Source organism: Shimwellia blattae DSM 4481 = NBRC 105725 (assembly GCF_000262305.1).
In the GTDB taxonomy this organism is placed as follows: domain Bacteria; phylum Pseudomonadota; class Gammaproteobacteria; order Enterobacterales; family Enterobacteriaceae; genus Shimwellia; species Shimwellia blattae.
The window spans coordinates 3,085,194-3,105,745 of the sequence record NC_017910.1; the positions used below are offsets into that span (position 1 = coordinate 3,085,194).

The 20,552-nt window shown below is 56.4% G+C and carries 23 protein-coding genes; 8 read left to right on the forward strand and 15 right to left on the reverse strand.

Features of this window, described 5'->3' with window-relative positions:
- The 12 genes from EBL_RS14535 to EBL_RS20110 form a co-directional block, all read right to left on the reverse strand.
- The gene (locus EBL_RS14535; RefSeq protein WP_002442907.1) at positions 1-582 is read right to left on the reverse strand and encodes a glycoside hydrolase family 108 protein; all 582 of its coding nucleotides are present in this window, start codon (positions 580-582) and stop codon (positions 1-3) included.
- A gap of 92 nt (positions 583-674) precedes the next feature.
- Positions 675-1,187, reverse strand: coding sequence for a hypothetical protein (locus EBL_RS14540; protein ID WP_002442905.1), 513 nt, complete (start codon positions 1,185-1,187; stop codon positions 675-677).
- A gap of 3 nt (positions 1,188-1,190) precedes the next feature.
- The gene (locus tag EBL_RS14545) at positions 1,191-1,592 is read right to left on the reverse strand and encodes a Mor transcription activator family protein (RefSeq protein ID WP_002442903.1); all 402 of its coding nucleotides are present in this window, start codon (positions 1,590-1,592) and stop codon (positions 1,191-1,193) included.
- Positions 1,583-2,134, reverse strand: a complete 552-nt coding sequence (locus EBL_RS14550) for a gp16 family protein (RefSeq protein ID WP_002442897.1) — start codon at positions 2,132-2,134, stop codon at positions 1,583-1,585. Before EBL_RS14550 ends, EBL_RS14545 begins: the two co-directional genes overlap by 10 nt.
- Entirely contained in the window at positions 2,131-2,622 is a 492-nt protein-coding gene (locus EBL_RS14555; RefSeq protein WP_002442895.1) for a nucleoside triphosphate pyrophosphohydrolase family protein, read from the reverse strand. The genes EBL_RS14550 and EBL_RS14555 overlap by 4 nt, the downstream gene beginning before the upstream one ends.
- Positions 2,623-2,701: 79 nt before the next feature.
- Positions 2,702-3,319, reverse strand: coding sequence for a DUF3164 family protein (locus EBL_RS14560; protein WP_002442892.1), 618 nt, complete (start codon positions 3,317-3,319; stop codon positions 2,702-2,704).
- Entirely contained in the window at positions 3,316-3,795 is a 480-nt protein-coding gene (locus tag EBL_RS14565) for a hypothetical protein (RefSeq protein WP_002442891.1), read from the reverse strand. Before EBL_RS14565 ends, EBL_RS14560 begins: the two co-directional genes overlap by 4 nt.
- The gene (locus EBL_RS14570) at positions 3,795-4,061 is read right to left on the reverse strand and encodes a hypothetical protein (protein WP_002442889.1); all 267 of its coding nucleotides are present in this window, start codon (positions 4,059-4,061) and stop codon (positions 3,795-3,797) included. Before EBL_RS14570 ends, EBL_RS14565 begins: the two co-directional genes overlap by 1 nt.
- Before the next feature lie 2 nt (positions 4,062-4,063).
- Complete coding sequence (locus tag EBL_RS14575; RefSeq protein WP_002442887.1) at positions 4,064-4,303, reverse strand: hypothetical protein; 240 nt, start codon at positions 4,301-4,303, stop codon at positions 4,064-4,066.
- Positions 4,304-4,307: 4 nt separating this feature from the next.
- Complete coding sequence (locus tag EBL_RS14580) at positions 4,308-5,255, reverse strand: AAA family ATPase (protein WP_002442885.1); 948 nt, start codon at positions 5,253-5,255, stop codon at positions 4,308-4,310.
- Positions 5,256-5,293: 38 nt separating this feature from the next.
- Positions 5,294-7,396, reverse strand: a complete 2,103-nt coding sequence (locus EBL_RS14585) for a Mu transposase C-terminal domain-containing protein (RefSeq protein ID WP_002442883.1) — start codon at positions 7,394-7,396, stop codon at positions 5,294-5,296.
- Between the two features lie 22 nt (positions 7,397-7,418).
- Positions 7,419-7,682 (reverse strand): helix-turn-helix domain-containing protein, encoded by a 264-nt coding sequence (locus EBL_RS20110; protein WP_002442881.1) that lies wholly within the window; start codon positions 7,680-7,682, stop codon positions 7,419-7,421.
- A 178-nt stretch (positions 7,683-7,860) separates the two neighbouring features.
- On the opposite strand from EBL_RS20110, the gene EBL_RS14590 reads away from it, so the two are divergent.
- The gene (locus EBL_RS14590; protein WP_002442875.1) at positions 7,861-8,601 is read left to right on the forward strand and encodes a LexA family transcriptional regulator; all 741 of its coding nucleotides are present in this window, start codon (positions 7,861-7,863) and stop codon (positions 8,599-8,601) included.
- A gap of 332 nt (positions 8,602-8,933) precedes the next feature.
- Here the strand turns inward: EBL_RS14590 and EBL_RS14600 are convergent, their stop codons facing one another.
- Positions 8,934-10,601 (reverse strand): propanediol/glycerol family dehydratase large subunit, encoded by a 1,668-nt coding sequence (locus tag EBL_RS14600; RefSeq protein WP_002442873.1) that lies wholly within the window; start codon positions 10,599-10,601, stop codon positions 8,934-8,936.
- A gap of 391 nt (positions 10,602-10,992) precedes the next feature.
- Here EBL_RS14600 and EBL_RS14605 point away from each other — a divergent pair, with 391 nt between their 5' ends.
- From EBL_RS14605 to EBL_RS14620, 4 genes are all read left to right on the forward strand, one after another.
- Positions 10,993-11,421: a GlcG/HbpS family heme-binding protein gene (locus EBL_RS14605; RefSeq protein ID WP_002442872.1), complete on the forward strand. Its 429-nt coding sequence runs from the start codon at positions 10,993-10,995 to the stop codon at positions 11,419-11,421.
- A gap of 37 nt (positions 11,422-11,458) precedes the next feature.
- A complete protein-coding gene (gene dhaT, locus EBL_RS14610; protein ID WP_014716142.1) occupies positions 11,459-12,622 on the forward strand; it encodes a 1,3-propanediol dehydrogenase in 1,164 nt (387 codons plus the stop codon).
- A gap of 63 nt (positions 12,623-12,685) precedes the next feature.
- On the forward strand, positions 12,686-13,051 hold the full coding sequence (locus EBL_RS14615) for a glycerol dehydratase reactivase beta/small subunit family protein (RefSeq protein WP_002442870.1): 366 nt from the start codon (positions 12,686-12,688) through the stop codon (positions 13,049-13,051).
- A gap of 2 nt (positions 13,052-13,053) precedes the next feature.
- Entirely contained in the window at positions 13,054-13,605 is a 552-nt protein-coding gene (locus EBL_RS14620; RefSeq protein ID WP_002442869.1) for a cob(I)yrinic acid a,c-diamide adenosyltransferase, read from the forward strand.
- Here EBL_RS14620 and dhaR read toward each other — a convergent pair.
- Positions 13,583-15,508, reverse strand: coding sequence for a dihydroxyacetone kinase operon transcriptional regulator DhaR (dhaR, locus tag EBL_RS14625; protein ID WP_002442867.1), 1,926 nt, complete (start codon positions 15,506-15,508; stop codon positions 13,583-13,585). The genes EBL_RS14620 and dhaR overlap by 23 nt on opposite strands.
- Positions 15,509-15,643: 135 nt before the next feature.
- A complete protein-coding gene (locus EBL_RS14630) occupies positions 15,644-16,741 on the reverse strand; it encodes a glycerol dehydrogenase (protein ID WP_002442865.1) in 1,098 nt (365 codons plus the stop codon).
- A 593-nt stretch (positions 16,742-17,334) separates the two neighbouring features.
- On the opposite strand from EBL_RS14630, the gene dhaK reads away from it, so the two are divergent.
- The 3 genes from dhaK to dhaM are packed head-to-tail and all read left to right on the forward strand — an operon-like array spanning position 17,335 to position 20,484.
- Complete coding sequence (gene dhaK, locus EBL_RS14635; RefSeq protein ID WP_002442863.1) at positions 17,335-18,405, forward strand: dihydroxyacetone kinase subunit DhaK; 1,071 nt, start codon at positions 17,335-17,337, stop codon at positions 18,403-18,405.
- 11 nt (positions 18,406-18,416) lie between these two features.
- Positions 18,417-19,049: a dihydroxyacetone kinase subunit DhaL gene (gene dhaL / locus EBL_RS14640; protein ID WP_002442861.1), complete on the forward strand. Its 633-nt coding sequence runs from the start codon at positions 18,417-18,419 to the stop codon at positions 19,047-19,049.
- A gap of 16 nt (positions 19,050-19,065) precedes the next feature.
- Complete coding sequence (gene dhaM / locus EBL_RS14645) at positions 19,066-20,484, forward strand: dihydroxyacetone kinase phosphoryl donor subunit DhaM (protein WP_002442859.1); 1,419 nt, start codon at positions 19,066-19,068, stop codon at positions 20,482-20,484.
- Positions 20,485-20,552: the final 68 nt, after the last annotated feature.

Genomic DNA, 20,552 nt, shown 5'->3' on the forward strand with positions numbered 1-20,552 from the left:
TCAGCTCCGGGTTACGGAGACCTGGCCGCCGATAACCTCCTGACAGGCATTCGCCAGCTCATCAAGTCGGTTATACCAGCCGTTGAGATATTTACCCTGGGCCTGGTTGGCCTTGATAATGTCGGCGTAGTAGCGGGCGCGGCGCAGGAAGCAGCGGGTCAGAAGCCATTCAGGATCGGCACTGGTGACAGCTGTGATGGTTTTCGGGCCGACGATGCCATCGTCAGTGACGCTGACGGCAGCCTGAAGCAACTGAATCGCCTTTTTAACGCCGTGCTGAACAGCAGAATCGAAAACAAAAAGGGAGATGCCATCCGGCCAGCGAGGGCAATAAGAGGGATACCAGTAGTCGCGGTAATAAATTTGCCCGGCCTGCTCTTCGGTCAGGTCTTTAATTCGGGTATCGGGCTTACCGTCGCCATCGACGTCGGTCCTGCCATCGGCCAGGCCATCACGTTTATCGGAAATACCGTATTTGGTTTCACCACCATTATCGGTAGGATCGTTAACATAGCCGCCCTCTTTAGAAAGAACAAAATCAAGGGCGTGCTGAAAGGCGGGGGACAAAAGCTGCGTGGTCATTGGCACCTCAAGGAAAGTGATAACACTTTCCTCAATTTATGCCGGGCGAAAAAAAAGCCGGATTTACCGGCTTCATTGGATAACGCTCTTGTTTAGATAGTTTGCATACCGCAAGTAAAAGTAAGTACAGAATTAATTACACGCGCAGAAACATCGAATCGTCTTCCGCTAACATCGCCTGATGCATCTAATGCATTAGCACTACTCATCTCGGAGCCAAGAGCTTTTTGAAAAACGGAAAAAACAGCGTCATTAATATGGCTACTATCTTTGTTGAGGACAGCTCCTGCCAATTGGTTACACTGATTCAAAGCGAAGGCTGCTTCAATTTTTAGATTCTTACCTTCAGTCAAAACCATGACTCCGGCCTCATCCTTCCCTAAACTCCACACACTCTGAAATGCTGGGTATTCCTTGCGAAAGGAGTAAATTTGGACACCATCAATTATGTTACCTTTTCTCCATTCGCTTCTCTTCACAACATCATACTTATCGAACTGAGTGATAAGTACTTCGTTAGGAGTAGGTGCGGCATTTTTTGGAAAAAAATAGCTATACCCTCCACCCAATATAACTGCAAGTATTATTACGTTAGAGAATTTCATTTTTCAGTCCTTGCTAAATAAATCAGGTTGATACTTGCGCTGTTCAAGTCGCCGCATCCGTTTGATAGCTTTATACACCGTTTTGTAGGTCACCTGGTAGCGCTCAACCAGCTGCGGAATGTTGTTCCCCTGAAAATCACGCCAGATGCGCATATCTCTGACCAGTTGTTCCAGTACCTGGCCGCGCGGGAAGTAAACCTGCATCCCGCCGATTTTACTGCTGATTGCCGCTACCAGCTCAATCGAATGGCGCGGGTCATACCCAAGCCTCTCCAGCTCCTTACGCAGCAGGGCGTTGAGTTCTGCCAGCAGAGAGGGAAAGCGGGAGCTTTCCATCTCATCGTCAATGTGGTCAAGGATGCTGTCGTCCTGAACATCACCAAAGAGATCGTCGTTTATTTCCACGCTTTCGCCGCCTCTGAAAACGCCCAGCAGATGGTATCGTAATCGCGATACGCGTCACCGGAGCGTGGGTTTACAGGCAGGCGCAGATTGTGCGCATGCAGTGCCTTTTTCATCTCACGTATGTGCCACTGCTTCAGGCTCTCAAGCAGGTTATCTTCTGCCTCAGCCCGCAACCATTCAAGGGTTGCCACCCCGGCACCGCCGTTGCGTAAGCGGGTCTGCCGTTGCACGTACCGGTCCAGCGCGGCGTCACTGCCGTCCCTGATAAAGCCGTCGCTGAGCATTGCCCGCCAGACCGCCCGCACCTTCTTGCTAACCGCTGAGGGAGACGACATCCGGCGCCTGGCGCTGGAGCGCGGCTTGCTTTTAAAACCCTTTGCCTCCAGCGCTTTGATAACGCTCTGCAGCTCGACGATAGTCATGTCCCGACAGCTCGATTTACCCGTAACGACTGACCCCAGCAGCGTGCGATAGGTTTCGTCGTCAAGCGCCAGCTGGCTTCTGGCGATATGAATCAGCTGGATAGCATCAGTTCGCGTCATACCTTAGCCTCCTTCTGGCAACGGTCGGTGTACTGCTGCTCACGCATCATGCGCTGCGCGGCCTGCATCAGCAGGCTCACGGCCATTCTTGCGCGCGCCGCCGCAAAGCGGTTGCTGGTATTCGGATCGAGATAGAGCGTTTCTGCCAGGCTGAGCTGCTCTCCCGCCTCTTCAAGCAGTCCCTGAACGGATGGTCCGAAGGGATTCACCGGCTGCACATCAACACCGACAGTCTGTGCGAGTCGGGTCATTTTGCGGCTGACTTCGTGGTCAATCATCTGACCCATGCCGTTATGGCGAAGCTGGGCAATCATGATTTCGACATCAGCCGCTTCCTCAGCCAGCGCGCTGCTGTCCGTTTTATGATTGATAAAGCGCGAGCAGGCAGCAGACAGCTCGCTTGACTCTTCAGCCAAAACCAGCACCTGAGAATCAAATCCCCACTTAGTTAATGCCGCGTCGTAAATAGCGGTGTTTTTAGCGTTCATAATAAGTCCTTATTGAATTTCGGCGTGAGCGAACCCACGGCGCTACGCCGGAATTAAATTTAAATTAACTAACGAATAATCAGAGCTTGGCTAAATCCAGCGATATCTGCTGATATCCGCCATCTGCCTGACGCTCATAAAGACGCAGATACTGACTTGTGCCCGTCACCTGAATGGCATCAGCCACGGCATCCATTGCCTCATTCCATTTAATATCGTCAATGTTCAACTGCCGCAGCCCGAGCACCTGGTTAATATCAATTTTCCCCTGCTTGTTGACCCGGAAGGCATGATCGACGAGCGCCATGATTTTTTCATCGGCACCGCCTGACCATTCGCTGATGCAGGTGTCAATCAGCGTCTTCGCAGCCTGAATGCGCTCATCAAAAACGCGATGTTCACCGACAGCGCGAACCAGCTTGTAACGGCCATCAAAACTGACCAGAGTGACGTTGCCCTTGGTGCCGCCGTACTCCACGCCATACTCGGCGGCAGAGACGTCGATAAAGTCGGCCACCTCTGACATCGCCTGCAGCTTAAACTCGGCCATAGCCTGACGCTGCTTTTTAGCGGCTTCAATAATGCGTAGGACGACATCATCCCGCAGCTTATCTAACGGCTTAACCTGCGACTCTGGCACATAATGCCCCTGGGCATTAATACGGTATCCTGCCGGTATGGTATTTGCTGTAGTCATGCGACCCTCACTGAATTAACAACTTCTGAATAAACGATGCCCGAAACGGTGCGACGGCTTAATTCCATCTTCTCGGCAATAACGGGGATCGTCAGCCCTTCTTTATAAAGCTCACGGCATAGCCAGGCGTCATGCGCGTCAGCCGACTGCACCAGCATTGATATTCCCCACCGGTGCGCCTGCGCGCAAACTGACTGACGCGAGCGGTTAAGCCTGTCCGCAATTTCCTGCGTGCTCAGCTTACCTGCATGGTCACGGACGAACTGACGTTCAGCTTTCGTCCACTGACGGCGCGTGGGAGCACCTTGCGCGCCTGAGGGAATTACCAGCAGTGACACCCCCCAACGGGTCGCCTTGACGCGAACTGCACGGCATGAGCGGTTGAGCCTGGCGGCAATCTGCTGAGCGGTCAGCTTACCGGCGTTGTCGTGGACGAACTGACGATCTGCTGTAGTCCAGAAACGGGGCTTATTCATCATCCTCTCCTTTTTTCCAGATATTCTTTAGTGACAAGGTCAGTAAAGCGAATTAATGCAGAGCAGGCCTCATGCTGGTTATCAGCTTCGGGTACTCCAGGAACCAGTAATTGTTCATTCGTCCGCGAATGCCTGGCCCAAATATCAATTAACTCCCGGACGCGGCTTTCATCACCGGTAACAATAGGCAATGCGCCCTCGGGATAATTACGACCAAACTCAATCAGCCCCGACGCCCAGGCATAGGCCGTGATTTTTGCCGTCATAGCTACCTCCATATCACATGGCAACCGGCGATGGTGGCCATCCAGACAGAGCGCGTGCCGGTCGGGCAGCGTTCAATCAGGTGGCTGGCGCGATTTACCAGCTCTGATGGCGGGCAGGTAATCTCGAGGCACGGACGGCGCATCCACACACGCATGTCAGTGACGCGGCTACCGCGCGCCAGCAGCCACGCCTGCGCGGCGTTGGCCATCCCCAGATGGTCGGCAATACGTTCAGTAATCATGGTGTCATCCCCTCAGTAACGTTGAGACATCTACATCGAGATCCAGATCGCGCAGCGCCTTGCGGATATAGCCCTCGCTGACCTCATGCCCTGCGCCGTGGGCAGTCATTGCCGCCAGACGCAGGGAGTGGCTGAGGATGCGCAGCGCACCGGGTTTCTGCGCAATCTGCTGCAGCAAATCGCGTTCTTTCTCTCCGGTGATATGCCAGGCATCGGCAATCGCGGTCACGTCCGCTTTTTTGGTCTTATTGATAGCCACCCGCTTCGCGATACGGGAGAACAGGCGGGCGAACTCGACGGTGCGGTTTCCGCCGGTCATGTTGCTGTAGACGCGGTGATTGCCCATCAACACCAGCCCGACGCGCGTGGCCTCCTGCAGCAGGCGCAGTTCCTCCAGCGTTTCTGCCCCGAGGTGGTCAGCCTCGTCGATAATGACCAGCCCCTGCGTACCATCCAGGCGACGGCGCAGCGCGCGGGCCAGCGGTCCCTTGCGGCGCGGTGCATCGTTCATCCCCAGCTCATAGGCCAGTTCAGTCAGGCACTCAAGCACACTGGCGCAGGACGGAGTTACCGTTATCATCCAGACGTTATCGTTGTTGCGGCGGTATTCGCGCGCCGCTTCTGACTTACCGACGCCGGGGTTACCACATACCACGCCGATACATTCGGTCAGATGCGCGTAGCGAAACGCCGTCCAGATCTGCTTAACCGTGGGCGTCTCAATAAAGCGGGGAGGCTCCGGCAGTTCGGCGGCGGACTGCTGCTTATTGACCCAGCGAGTAAGCGCCTTTTCCACGCGGTCGTTATCACCGGCATACTTATTATTCATGAAGCTGGAGACCACGCCGGTTGAGAGACCGGTTTCGCGGGAAACCTGGGCAAAAGTCCAGCGGCCACCGTCAACGAGGTTGCGCAGAACCTCGCGAATATCAGAAATATTCACATCAGACATAATTCACTCCGTTTTTTTTGAATTACATTAAATCGCGTTTAAATAGCGTTTTTACGTTTATTTGATTCCAGAATATCCAGCGAGTTATTCAGATATTCATCCTCGCTGTATTCACCCTCCTCCAGCTCAGCCAGGGCCATCGGCGTAGCTCCGCGCTGCGGGCGATAGACATTCCCGCGCAGCAACTCCTGCTCTGCCGGGGCTGGCAGCGTCTGGACGTTCTCTGCCTCCGCCAGGCGGACCTTCTCCTCACCGCGTGCACGCATCCCCTTGATGCGCTGCTGGCGCTGGTGATACTCGGCCGTGACCGGGAATGCCTGCTGTTTATTACCGTCCCAGATAGCCTCACAAATAAAGGAACCATCCATGCGACGAATAACAACTTTGTTTGCATCGTGTATATCGTAATTAACGAGCACTTTATTACCGTGCTCGTTGTTGAGCTCGGCTGAGTAATACAGGTTATTGAACAGACGTACCTCGCAGCGGTTAACGGTACGCTCTATCTGCGGCATGAACATTTCGCGCAGCTCCAGCTCCGACAGCCACTCGATTTCGGTCTTCTCGGTTTCCAGCTTATAGCGGCGGAACTGTGCGGGAGTGAAGTGCTCGCCGTCGCTGCGCAGCGGCAGAGACTCGTGCGGGCGGTTGTTGTACCACTCCACCCCGGCCTCAATGTGCTGAATCAGCGATTCCCAGGACGGCAGATCGCGCAGAGTCGCCTGCTGCTTTGCCGTCAGCTCTTTGCCTTTATTCGCGGCGTTAGTTGCCGATGCCAGGCTTTTCGTCATCTTACGAACGGTGCTGCGGTCTGCGCCGGTGCCGTAGTAGGTGGCAAACTGGCGCGATATGCGCATGGCCAGAGAGCGGTTAAGGCGTTCGATGATGCCACGCCCCTGCGGATTCTCCGGAATACCCAGCCGGTGATCGATACCGAGGCGGGGAAGGATACCGGTTAACTCAGCATCAAAGGTATTGTTGGTCTCACCGCCGCCGTTATCCGAGTAGTACAGAAAAGGCTTGCCGTGGTTTTTAATACCGTGGCGCAGGGCGTCAGCGACCGCAATTACGCTTTCAGACAGCGCCAGGCTCCAGCCGACGATATAACGGCAGCTGCCGTCCAGAATAAATGTCACCTCCGGCGAGAACGGGTTGCCGTGGTCGGGGTGAGCCACCTTCATCTTCATGCCGTGGCCGTCACCAATCCAGACGTAATTAACCGGCAGGGACTCCCAGTCACGGCGGACAAAGCCCTCATACTGGCGGAACTCGCTGCCGGTGATTCGGCCTTTTTGCTTCACAACAACAGGCAGCTTGTTCATGGCGTAGCACACCTGGTCGTAAGAGGGGATCGCTGCGGCCATCATGGCGTCATCCTGGTAACGCTCAGCCCAGCCCACAGAAAAATCATCGTAGGCTTCCTGAATACCGCGCCCGTCCGGGCGGCGGTAAAAACTCAGGAACTCCGGCAACCACTTAATTTCCTCCGGCTTGACCACCTGCCGCTTGCCTGGGGCCAGCAGCAGAAGTCGCTCAGCGGCAGAACGCGTCTTATTAAAATCAGCAACCCAGCGCTTAAGCGATATTTCGCTCAGCGACCGCGATGCGCCTTTCTTGGCATTCGCCATTGAGACGGCATCCGCCAGGCGCTGGGGTAATTCACCAGTCTGCGCCTGACGCACGATTTCGCGGATAGCCTTCGCACGGCTATACCCAGGCAGTTCGCCGAGGCGAAGAACTTCGACAACGAGTGCCATACGTGCATCAGCAGTCTGACGCTGTACCGCCGTCAGGCAGTTCAGCTTCTGCTCCATCAGAGCCGGGCATTTGCGGTACACCGAGATTTTGCTTTCCTCGGAGCCTTTGACGCGTGGCGTAGCCGATGCGGTAACAGGAGCGACAGGCAGCTCTTTCGGTGAACCGTTCATCAGTTCTTTAATCTGATTAAGGCGGATAGCCTCTTGCGCCTCTAAAGGAAGACTGTCTAGTTTGTAAACGTACCCCCCGCCCATACCCCGGCGCTTTTGAGAGACCCAGCCCTCTTTTTTGGCTCGTTCACGTATATTTCTGGATGTCGTTGGTAACCCAGGTAAATGCATTTGAGCTAAGTCTTCAGCGCTAAAATGAGATTTCATGCTCATAAGTAAACTCCGTTTACACTAATTACTTGTGTACATGAGCAAAAGAGTGAGTAAAATCGCTGCCATATCGACTTGGCCAAATTTCTTCAGGTGGAATGCCTATCGCATCTGCGATTATTTTCTGCCCTTTAGGCCACTTACGATCGAGTGCGTTGTTTAAGGCTGTAGGGGTCTTGTACCCGTGGTGTACAGAAAGGCCGCGAAGAGACCAGCCACGTTTATGCAGTGCCGCAACAATGTCAGCACGATGCCAGTCTAGGGGTACTTGCTGATTTTTTTTATTCATGGCTTTTGCTCATTTATTGAAATCATGAACAAAGACTATTCGCAAACGCTAAAGAAATCAACTCGGATGAGGTGATTATTTAAAGCATCCGAGTTAATCATCTTTCTCTTTTGCGTGTAATTTTAATTTATCACATTAAAAACAATGACTTAAAAGTCAACTCGGATGAGGTGTTAATATGTCTTTAGAACGTCCCGAACATGAAAATAAACTCGGATGCGAAGGTTTTCACTCTCGTTTGCGTGCGTTGCTTAAGAAATTCAAAAGCAACAATGCCTTTGCAGTAGCCGCTGGTATTTCACCATCAGGACTGAATAGACTTTTGGAGGGCGGATATCCTACGCTTCCCATCCTCATAGCCTTGGCTAAAGCTGGGGGCGTATCTGTTGAGTGGCTTTCCACTGGGGGCGATTTGGTTGAATCTAAGCTACCAGCTTTAGTTCAAGGGGATGTAGTCGGCGCTACTGTAACTGATGTAAAAGGAAATAATGTAGATCTTGAGGAGTTTGTCTTTGTTCCTAGGTACAACGTATGCGCGTCTGCCGGTTATGGCTCATGGAATGATGACGAAACCCCCATGTTTACGGTTTCGTTTCGTCGCTTCTGGGTGACTAATCATCTCAAAGCAGATCCTGCCCAACTCTCAGTAATCAGTGTTTACGGTGATTCTATGGAAGGAGTTCTGAACGATAAAGATATAATACTTATAAATCATGCAGATAAAGAGCCAAGAGAGGGGATTTATGTTTTGCGTATTGACGGCCAGCTAATCGTTAAACGAGTTCAAAGATTACCTGGATCGCTTTTGCGAATCACTAGCACTAATCCAGCTTATGAGCCGTTCTCCATCAATCTCAATGATGTTCCTAGTGATTTTGATATTGTCGGAAAAGTAGTTTGGTATGGTAGGGTTGTCTAGCCCTACGTTCAAGTTTTGAACATTGTTTAAATCTGATTTTGGACGTTTGAATTCGGTTTCTGACTGGTATCAATAGATTTCAAGTTGTAGTCCTTTCATCAGATCCAGTATCAAATCGTCCAGACCATCGGATCCAGCATTCCCGCCTATTCCCACTTATTCCTGCTTATTCCCGGTAGTATCAAATGATTCCCTCCATAACAAAACGCCGGGCCCACGCCGATCACCACTTCATCGCTGCGCTCACCGGGTTTTGCCACCCCGCTTTCCACCAGATTAAGGGTGAAAACCGGGGCCTTTTTCTGTGTTGTTTCCATTGTGCTGCTCCCCGCTTATTCGATGCTGTCCGGCTGGATAACCGTGGCGATATTTTTGATCTCTTCCCAGCGCTGCGGGGAGATACGGTAACCGGTGCCCGGCCCCTGGTAGTCATTGATATCGTTCACCGCGCTCACCACTTCAAACTCACGATCCAGGATCGCGGAAGTTTGCAGATAGTCGCCGGTAACCCGCTGGCGCAGCATATTGAGGATATTGTTCGCCACATCGTCAAAGCCGTTCACGCTCAGCGCCCGGACAATATCCAGCCCGGTGATGTTGCGCTTCATCATCTCTTCAACGGCGCTCAGATCCTCAACCACATTGCGCGGCGGCATATCTTTGCTGCCGTGGGCATAGGTGGCGGCGGTGACCTCTTCGTCGGTCACCGGCGGGAGCCCCAGCTCGCGGAATACCGCCTGTACCGCCCGGGCGGCCTTGTTGCGAATGGCAATGGTCTCTTCTTCTGAAACCGGGCGCAGCCCGCCATCCACCATCAGATCCCGCTGCAGAATGTTGTAATCGTCGAAGTCTTCCGCATCGAAGTTGGAGCCGGCGAACATGTTGTCGTAGTTCGGCACCGCACTGTAGCCGGAGAAGATAAAATCCGTACCCGGCAGCATCTGCATCAGGGTGCGGGCGGTACGGCGAATATCGGAGTGGGAGAAAGTCTGGTCATTGGCGGAAGCCACTTCCAGATCGAGCATGGAGGCAATCAGGTTTTCAGCCAGCACCGCGCGGATCCCGGAAGGCACCGCCCCGGTCATCCCGATGCAGCTCACCGCCCCGTTTTGCAGCCCCTGTACCCCGGCCCCTTTGGTGATGAAAATACAGCGCGACTCCAGGTAGAGCATGGATTTGCTCTCTGCATACCCCATCAGCGCTTCGGATCCGGTGCCCGAGGTGTAGCGCATCTTCAGCCCGCGGGAAGCATATGCCGAGGCGAGAAACGCCTTCGACCAGGGGGTGTCGTCGCCATCGGTAAATACCGCTTCAGTACCGTACACGGAGACGGTCTCCGCATAGCTGGTAAAGCCGCGCATCCCCAGTTCAAGCTCGGTGGCCTCTTCCACGGAACACTGGGTCAGCACCCCGGGGCGGCCAGACTGTGAGCCAATCAGCAGCGCCAGGGCATTAAACGGCGCGTAGCGGGCGATCCCCACCGTCGTTTCCTGCTCGGAAAAGCCACGGATCCCGGCTTCGGCCGCATCGGCGGCAATCTGTACCGGGTTATCTTTAAGGTTGGTGACATGGCACTGGTTGGAGGGGGTACGCCGGGCGCGCATTTTCTGCAGCGCCATCATCATCTCCACCACGTTCATATGGGACATCACCTCCACAGCTTTGGCCGGGGTGATGGCGGTGGTCACTTTAATGATCTCGGCGCGGCTGACGTTAATATCCACCAGCATGCGCGCAATGGTCAGGGCATCCAGCCCCATGGCGTGTTCGGTTTCCTCGATATTAATCGCATAATCGGCAATAAACCGGTCTATCATGTCGAAGTCGGCCCGGGCTTTGCCGTCCAGCTCCACAATGCGGCCCTGCTCAACCTTCACCGAAGAGGGCGGATCCCAGGGGCTCCCCATGGCTATCAGCCCCTCTTCAGGCCATTCGCCTATCAGGCCATCCTGGTTTACCGGCCGCTTTTCGAGGACCTCGAATCGTTTTGATCGTCTCATTTTGCTCTGGCTCGTAAGATTAAAAAATCGCGCCCGGCAGCGCACCGGGCGATAGTTACCGGCAACATAAAGGGCCAGACGCAATAAAAAAATTAAATAAATTAAGTTCCATTTTGAGACGTTATTTTATGAATAGGTTTCATTATGAAACCCATTAATTCCACCAGACAAATAAATGTGACGCCCGGCAATATCAAAACCAAAATAAGCAGCCGCAGCCGTAACCCGCAACGCAATGGCGTTATTTCAGGCAGTTGACTTCATATTCCAGATAGTAAAAATAACACTAAATGATTATTTTAACTTTTGTCTGTTAACCAGCCACAATTTAAATATTTATTAAATTAACATCACTCCCGTTAACAGTCCGCGGATAATTTCAGGAGCAGTTATGAATAAGAGTCTTCCCCGCGCCAGTATCAGCCTGGCCATGGCAAAAAAAATGGCCCAGGCCGCAGAAGATAAAGCCATAAAAATCAATGTTCCGGTGGTTATTTCCGTTGTCGACTGCGGGGCCAACACCCTGCTGATACAACGTATGGATAATGCTTTTGTTACCAGTGTTGATATTTCTCTTAACAAAGCCTGGAGCGCCTGCTGCCTGAAACAGCCCACCCACGAAATAACCGACGTGGTGCAGCCAGGGCAGTCACTGTACGGGTTACAGCTTACTAATCAGCAGCGGATTGTTATTTTTGGCGGCGGATTCCCGATTATTGAAAATGGTCAGGTTATTGGTGCCGTTGGCGTAAGCGGCGGCACCGTAGAGCAGGATATGGAAATAGCCCGCTCGGCGCTTGATTGTTTTAATGCAGAATAGACCACAATTTACTGAAAAAATCCCGAGGGTATATATTATGAGCGACCGCATGTATGACTTCCTGGTTCCAAATGTGAACTTCTTTGGCCCGGGCGCCGTTTCTGTTGTTGGCCAGCGCTGCCAGCTGCTGGGGGGTAAAAAAGCCCTGCTGGTGACCGATAAGGGCCTGCGCGCCATTAAAGACGGTGCTGTCGATCAGACCGTGAAGCACCTGAAAGCCGCCGGTATTGAGGTGGTCATTTTCGACGGGGTCGAGCCGAACCCGAAAGACACCAACGTACTCGACGGCCTGGCCATGTTCCGTAAAGAGCAGTGCGATATGATAATCACCGTCGGCGGCGGCAGCCCGCACGACTGCGGTAAAGGCATTGGTATTGCGGCCACCCACCCGGGTGATCTGTACAGCTATGCCGGTATCGAAACACTCACCAACCCGCTGCCGCCCATTATTGCGGTCAACACCACCGCCGGGACCGCCAGCGAAGTCACCCGCCACTGCGTGCTGACTAACACCAAAACCAAAGTAAAATTTGTGATTGTCAGCTGGCGCAACCTGCCTTCCGTCTCCATTAACGATCCGCTGCTGATGATCGGCAAGCCCGCCGGGCTGACCGCCGCCACCGGTATGGATGCCCTGACCCACGCGGTAGAGGCCTATATCTCCAAAGACGCCAACCCGGTTACCGATGCCTCTGCTATTCAGGCCATCAAACTGATTGCCACCAACCTGCGTCAGGCCGTCGCCCTGGGGACCAACCTCAAAGCCCGTGAAAACATGGCCTGCGCCTCTCTGCTGGCCGGGATGGCCTTTAACAACGCCAACCTGGGCTATGTTCACGCCATGGCTCACCAGCTGGGCGGCCTGTACGACATGGCCCACGGGGTGGCGAACGCGGTCCTGCTGCCCCATGTCTGCCGCTATAACCTGATTGCCAACCCGGAAAAATTTGCCGATATCGCCACCTTTATGGGGGAAAACACCACCGGTCTTTCCACCATGGACGCAGCGGAGCTGGCCATCAGCGCCATTGCCCGTCTGTCTAAAGATGTCGGGATCCCGCAGCACCTGCGTGAACTGGGGGTAAAAGAGGCCGACTTCCCGTACATGGCAGAAATGGCCCTGAAAGACGGCAACGCCTTCTCTAACCCGCGTAAAGGGAACGAAAAAGAGATTGCCGACATCTTCCGCCAGGCATTCTGAGTACCTCACTGCGTTATCTGCGGGCCATCTGGCCCGCTTTTTCTTCAGGTGTGGAGAGCTTCTATGCAAAACCCCGGCGTTTCCTCATCCCCCGCGGTACATGTGTGTTATCACCCCGACCAGGAAGCAGGCGAGCCCCTGCGCCAGATTTGCCTCGGCCTTGAAGAGCAGGGGGTGCCCTGGCGCGCCCTGCCCTGTTCCGGCCAGGACAACGCCCTGGCCCTGGCCCGCCAGGCGGCGGCCCACTCGGCGCTGCGCACCGGGCTGGGTATTGCCGCCAGCGGCGAGGTGGTCCTCACCCACGCCCAGTACCCGGCAGACCGCCCCCTGCGCCACTGCCCCCCGGCCAGCAGCCGCGCGCAACTGCGCAATATCGGCGCGAATGCCGGTCAGCTGGTGAAAGTTATCCCGTTTAGCGAGGCTGAATAACCATGTACCGCATCTACACCCGCACCGGCGACGCGGGCTCCACCGCCCTGTTTGGCGGCAGCCGGATCCATAAAGACGATATCCGGGTCGAGGCTTACGGCCAGGTCGATACGCTGATTTCCCTGCTGGGGGTGTGTTACGCCACCAGCTATAACCCGGCCCTGCGGGAGACGCTGCGGCGCATTCAGGAGGAGCTGTTTGTGGTGGGGGCGGAGCTGGCCAGTGACCCACGCGGTCTCACCCGCCTGGACCGTCTTATCGGGCAGGAGGATATCACCCGGCTGGAGCAGGAGATCGACCATAACATGGCGGCAACCGGCCCGCTGAAAGCCTTTGTGATCCCCGGGAAGAATCTTGCCTCGGCCCAGTTGCACGTGGCGCGCACCCAGACCCGCCAGATAGAGCGCATCCTGGTGGCGATGGACAACACCACGCCGCTGCGCGCTCCCCTGAAAAGCTACATTAACCGCCTGTCAGACGCCCTGTTCGCCATGGCCCGGGTAGAAGAGTGCCCCCCGGAAGAGCAGGCCACTACTCCTGGTGGCGACGCCTGAACTGGCTGACATCAATATCAAACTGCTTCATTTTACGCCACAGGGTGGTGCGGCCGATATCCAGCAGGTGGGACATCTCCTGCACCCGGCCGCAGGTGACCCTGGCGGCGTGGATGATCGCCTCTTTTTCCATGGCGGAGAAACTCATGCTGGCGGGCATCATGGCCGTGTTGCCCGGCATTCCCGGGTGCTCACTGAACAGCCAGCCGGGCAGATTGCTCAGCCGGATATGGCCGTGCTCACTGCTGATGGCAATATTCTCCACAATGCTGTTGAGCTCAAAATCATTACCCGGCCAGGAGTAGGCCACCAGATGCGCCAGGGCATCGTCATCCACCTTCAGGCGCGAAGAGAAGCGCCGCTCCAGGGTGCGCAACCGGCTGTGCACCAGCGACGGGATGCTGTTCCGGCGCTCGCGCAGGGGCGGAATACTGATCTCAAAGGAGTGCAGCGCATAATACAGCTGGCGGCTGAAGCGGTTCTGTTCCACCAGGTTACCGAGATCGGTCGTGGTGGTGGCGATAACTTTCACGTCTACCGGGATCAGGCGGCGCGCATCCAGCCGGGTCACCACCCCCTGCTTGATAACCTGCAACAGCACAGACTGTAGCTCCGGCGCCAGGTATTCAATCTTCTCCAGGAACAGGGTGCCGCCGCTGGCCAGCTCCAGGCGGCTCAGGCGGCCGTTTTCCTCTTCGGTGGCGGCGCTGCCCATAAAGTCCACCCCCAGGGCGTTGTCCGCATACAGCTGGCAGTTCACGGCGATAAACGGGCCTGCGGCGCGGGTGCTCTCATTATGAATGGCCTGGGCAATCAGCTCCTTGCCGACCCCCTCTTCCCCGCGCATCAGCACCGGGAAGCTGCCCCGGGCGGCCTGGCGGCCAAAATGGATAAGCCGGCGGGTTTCTGCGTCGTCTGCCGCCATCTGGGCGAAGGTGTGGCTCACCTTACCCAGCTGGCTGGTCATCAGCTGGCGCATCTGCTCTACCGGGTGCAATAACAGAATAAAACTGGTGCCCTGGGCTTCAACAATCGGTTTCAGGGTGATCACCGCATCCACAAACTGGTGCTGGCTTTCAAAGGTCACCTCCGCGTGGCTGAGCGGCCTGGCGTGCTTAATGGCCCGGCGCAGCAGGGCAGGCAGCGTGACCAGATCGCTGATATTTTTCCCCTGGCAGGCCTGGGCATCCAGGTGCAGTAATGTTGCCGCCTGGGGGTTCAGAAACTGCAGTGTGCCCTGCTCATTCCAGGCCATCACCCCGTCGTCCATACTCTCCAGCAGGCCGTACATCTGGTTAAGGTGGCGGTTAGACTCCGCCAGCAGGCTATCCGTCAGCAGGGAGTTCCCCACTTCCCGGGCCATCGCCAGGGTTAATGAGAGATCCGCCACCCCGGATTGCTCCGCATAGCAGCACAGGGCAATGGAGCCAAACAGGCGGCCATGGTTATCAAATACCGGCGTGGAGCAAAACGCCCACGGAAACAGCGCCTGCTTAAAATGCTGATCCCCCCGGGTCCGGATCGGCTGGCCCACCATAGATGCCAGCGAAAGCGCACAGGTGCCAATAATACTCTCAGCACAATAGCTACCGGCCTGGAACCCCAGCGTATCCAGCTGCGCCAGAATATCCGGGTGCCCGCAACGGCTCAGCACACAGGCAGACTCATCCAGAATAAGCAACACGCACTCACGGCCGTCCATATATTCCCAGGCATCCTCCAGGGCCGCCTGGCCGATGGTCAGCAGCGCGGTTTTACGGCGGCTGATGGACTGAAACGTCAGCCCCTGGGCCTGATGGGGGGTGCTCCAGGTTTCACGCTGCATCATCTTGCCGCAGCGGTGCCAGGACTGGGCAATAAACGAAGAGAGCGCCTGCCCGGTATGCTCATTCTGCATAGTCATAACCTGTCTTACTCATTGCGCTGGCCCCTCAGGGCACAGCCATAAAAACAACACCCCCCGGCACCGCGAATGCGCGAAGCCAGGGGGCGTTACCTGCCAGGGTGCAAGGGCCGGTTAACCGGCCCGCAACCGCAATTACTTCGCCGCCCACTGGGCGCCGAGGCGATCAGCGGTCAGAATGGCGCCATATACACTTTCCGGTGTTACCGGGAACGGCATATTGTGGATGGTTTCCCCTTCGGCGCAAGTGGCTTTTGCCACAGCAAGAATTTTCTCTTCAATACCGTCTTTGACACCCATCTGGGCCAGGGTCACCGGCAGGCCCACTTTCTGGCAGAAACCGAGCACGGTTTCAATCTCTTCCATCGGGCTGTTTTGCAGCACCAGTTGTGCCAGCGTACCGAAGGCCACTTTCTCCCCGTGGTAGAGGTGGTGGCACTCTTCCAGAATGGTAAAGCCGTTATGGATGGCGTGGGCACCGGCCAGGCCGCTGCTTTCAAAACCAATACCGCTCAGGTAGGTGTTGGCTTCCACAATGCGCTCCAGCGCCACGGTCACAACGCCTGCCTCAGCGGCCAGGCGGGCTTTTTCCCCTTCGGCCAGCAGCGTGTCGTAGCACAGGCGGGCCAGGCTCAGGGCAGCGGCGGTAGACTGACCACCGGCCATGCTGACAGCGCGGGCGTCGTAGCAGGCTTTCGCCTCAAACCAGGTGGAGAGCGCATCCCCCATGCCGGAAACCAGTAAACGCACCGGCGCTTTGGCGATAATCGCCGTATCCATCACCACCATATCGGGGTTTTTCGGGTAGACCAGATACTCTTCAAACTCGCCGGATTCGGTATAGATAACAGACAGGGCGCTGGTGGGCGCATCGGTAGAGGCGATGGTCGGAATGATCACCACCGGCAGCTTCTGGTAGTAGCCAATGGCTTTAGCGGTATCGAGGGTTTTCCCGCCGCCAACCCCGACAACCCCTTTGCAGCCTTTTTGTTTGAGAATCGCCCCCAGGCGGTTGATCTCTGCATGGCTGCATTCGCCGTTAAAGCGCTCGGCGTGGCAGGTTACCCCGTTCTCATGCAGGCCGTTCAGCACCTTGTCACCGGCCAGTTTCATCACGAAATCATCGGCAATCACAAAAAAGCTGTCCGCCAGGTTTTTGGCATACTGACCAAACTGGGCCGCAGCATCAGGGCCCTGAAGATATTTTGCCGGAGACTGAATAACTTGTAGCATTCTCTACACCCTCACATTGAACTCGTTTCCATGATAACGCCGGGTATGACTCACACCTGCCTGCAACCCACTCCAGCGGGAGGCGAAGCGCCACCGGCGCAGTGACACCACTCTAGAGCGGGTGCCGGACAAAAAAATGTTTCTCCGTTACGTTCCATAACGAAACGCGAATTCGCCGCAGACGTTCCATTATGAAACCAGTGCAGCGATAAACGGGCAGGATTGCGATCCAGATCCGGGTTGCGCTCACACTCTCTGCCGGTAAAAAAACCGGGTTTGCGGTTATTCCCGGCTTCGGTAGCAAAAAAATCTCCCCCGGCTGGCCGCTATACTTCCCCATACTGGCCTGTCTGGCGGGCCAAAATATTGCCCGGCCTCTCAGTTTTACCGACACCCGCCCGAAATAGTTCCATAATGGAACATTTTCGCTGCATCTGGTTTCGCAATGAAACGCCCGCCCGTGGGGATTTTCTTTTTTCCCCGCCAGGCGACAATCACTCTACCAGCCGGGTGTGAGAAACAGCACCCGCCGGTGCCCTACACCGGGCCCGCCTGTGGCGGTCACCCGCGTTACCTCCAGCGGAGTATGCATAATGAAAAAACTGATTAACCGTGTGGAAGATGTACTGACAGAACAACTGGCCGGGCTGGCAAAGGCCCACCCGACCCTGACGCTGCACCAGGATCCGGTCTATGTGACCCGGGCAGATGCCCCGGTGGCCGGTAAAGTGGCCCTGCTGTCTGGCGGCGGCAGCGGCCATGAGCCGATGCACTGCGGGTTTATCGGCACCGGTATGTTAAGCGGTGCCTGCCCGGGGGAAATTTTCACCTCCCCCACCCCTGATAAAATGTTCGAGTGCGCCATGCACATTGATGGCGGCGTAGGGGTGTTGCTGATAATCAAAAACTACACCGGCGATGTGCTGAACTTCGAAACCGCCACCGAGCTGCTGCACGAAAGTGGCGTGAAGGTGACCACCGTAGTGGTGGATGACGACGTGGCCGTGAAAGACAGCCTCTACACCGCCGGGCGCCGGGGGGTAGCCAACACCGTGATCATCGAAAAACTGGTGGGGGCCGCCGCAGAGCGTGGCGACAGCCTTGAAGCCTGCGCCGAACTGGGCCGCCGCCTGAACAACCAGGGCCACTCGATAGGTATCGCCCTTGGCGCCTGCACGGTGCCCGCCGCCGGTAACCCCTCCTTTGAGCTCAGCGATAACGAAATGGAGTTTGGGGTCGGTATCCACGGGGAGCCGGGCATTGATCGCCGCCCGTTCACCACCCTGGACGACACGGTAGACGCCATGTTCGCCACCCTGCTGGAAAACGGCCACTACAGCCGCACCCTGCGCCAGTGGGATCCCCTGCACGGTAACTGGCAGGAAGTGGCCCAGACAAAACAGGCGCTACAGCGGGGCGATCGGGTCATAGCGATGGTCAACAACCTCGGCGCGACGCCGCTTTCTGAGCTGTACGGGGTCTATAACCGCCTGGACACCCTGTGCGCGGATGCCGGGATCACCATTGCCCGCAATCTGGTGGGCACCTGGTGTACCTCTCTGGACATGTCCGGCTTCTCCATTACGCTACTGAAAGCGGATGACGAAACCCTCGCCCTGTGGGATGCACCGGTTCACACCCCGGCTCTGAACTGGGGTCACTAAGGAGATCTGCTATGTCACTGAACAGGAATCAAATTGTCGACTGGCTGTACCGCTGTGGCGAGGTGTTCACCGCCCAGTGTGATTTTCTTACCGGTCTGGATAAAGAAATCGGCGATGGGGACCACGGCCTGAATATGCGCCGCGGCTTTAGCAAAGTGGTCGAAAAACTGCCCTCCATTGCCGACAAAGACATCGGTTTTATTTTAAAAAACACCGGCATGGTGCTGCTTTCTAACGTTGGCGGTGCCAGCGGCCCGCTGTTTGGCACCTTTTTTATTCGCGCAGCCCAGGTCACCCAGGCCCGCCAGAGCCTGTCGCTTGAGGAGCTCTACCTGATGATCCGCGAAGGGGCTGACGGGGTCGTCAGCCGGGGGAAAGCAGAGCCGGGCGATAAAACCATGTGCGATGTCTGGCTGCCGGTCGCCGACGCATTACGCCGCGCCAGCGAGCAGCATTTATCCATAACCGACGCGCTGGAGATGGCCTGCCAGGTGGCCGGGCAGGCCGCCCAGGCCACCATCACCATGCAGGCCCGTAAAGGCCGCGCCAGCTACCTGGGGGAACGGAGTATCGGCCACCAGGATCCCGGGGCCACCTCGGTATTACTGATGGTGCAGTGCCTGGCCGCAGCGGCTAACGCATAACACGAGGGATAAGGCGATGGTAAACCTGGTAATTGTGTCTCACAGTGCCCAGCTGGGCCAGGGGGTCGGCGAGCTGGCCCGTCAGATGTTAAGAGGGGATGGCTGTCGGCTGGCCATCGCCGCCGGTATTGATGATCCGGAAAATCCCGTCGGCACCGATCCGCTCAAAGTGATGGAGGCCATCCTCTCGGTGGCAGACGCAGACGCCATTCTGGTATTAATGGATATCGGCAGCGCCCTGCTCAGCGCAGAGACCGCCCTTGATCTGCTGGAGCCGGACATTGCCGCCCGGGTGCATTTATGCCCGGCCCCGCTGGTAGAAGGAGCCCTGGCCGCCACGGTCAGCGCCGCCAGCGGTGCCGGTATTGATAAAGTTATCAGCGATGCCCAGTGCGCCTTACAGGCCAAACGGGTGCAGCTTGGTTTCCCGCCCCGGGAGCCAGAGTGCACCCCCGACCCGCAAGACGAACTCAGTGAGACGGACGGCCAGTCCGTCACGGTGGACATCAGCAACCCTAACGGCCTCCATGTGCGCCCTGCCTCGCGGCTGGTGGAAGCCCTGGCCGGGTTTCAGGCGACATTATTGCTGGAAAAAGACGGCAAATGCGTCAAGCCGGACAGTATTAACCAGATTGCACTGTTACAGGTGCGCTGCCATGACCGGGTGCGGCTCATCGCCAGAGGCCCCCAGGCCGCCCAGGCCCTGGCCGCCTTCCAGGCTCTGGCTGAGGATAATTTTGGCGAACATGTGGTGCCGGACACCCAGCCGGATGACGGCCAGCCGGTTCTGACCACCGTCAGTGGCCGGGTGCTGCGCTACACCCCGGCCTGCTACCCGCTGGACAGCACAGGCACCAGCCCGCAGGAAGAGCTGCGCCGCCTGAAAATCGCCGTCAGCCACACGCTGGACGATCTCAGTGAGCTGGCCGCCCTGGCGGGCGAAAAATACAGTGAAGATATTGCCGCTATCTTCTCCGGCCACCACACCCTGCTGGACGACCCGGAGCTGATTGATAACGCCTGCACACTGCTGAACCAGCAAAAATGCAGCGCCGAGTGGGCATGGCACCAGACCATGATGGCCCTCAGCCAGCAATACCGGGAGCTGGACGACGCCTACCTGCAGGCGCGCTATATCGATGTGGAAGATATTATGCACCGCACCCTCGGGCACCTGGCGGACGCCACGGAAAACGCCCCCTGCCTGCTGCACCGCACCATTCTGCTGACTGACGATATCTACCCGTCGACAGTGCTGCTGCTGGATGCGGAAAAAGTGGCGGCTATCTGCCTGCAGGGCGGCAGCCCCCTGGCCCACGGCGCGATTATCGCCAGAGAGGCGGGGATCCCCTGGCTGTGCCAGCAGGGGGATACCTACAGCACCCTGCGCAATGGTGACCCGCTGACACTACATGGTCTGCCCGCCAGACCTTAACTCACAACCTTTTACTTCCCGACACACGCGCTACAGCCCGCTGTACGGGTGTGTTGTACCTAACGATC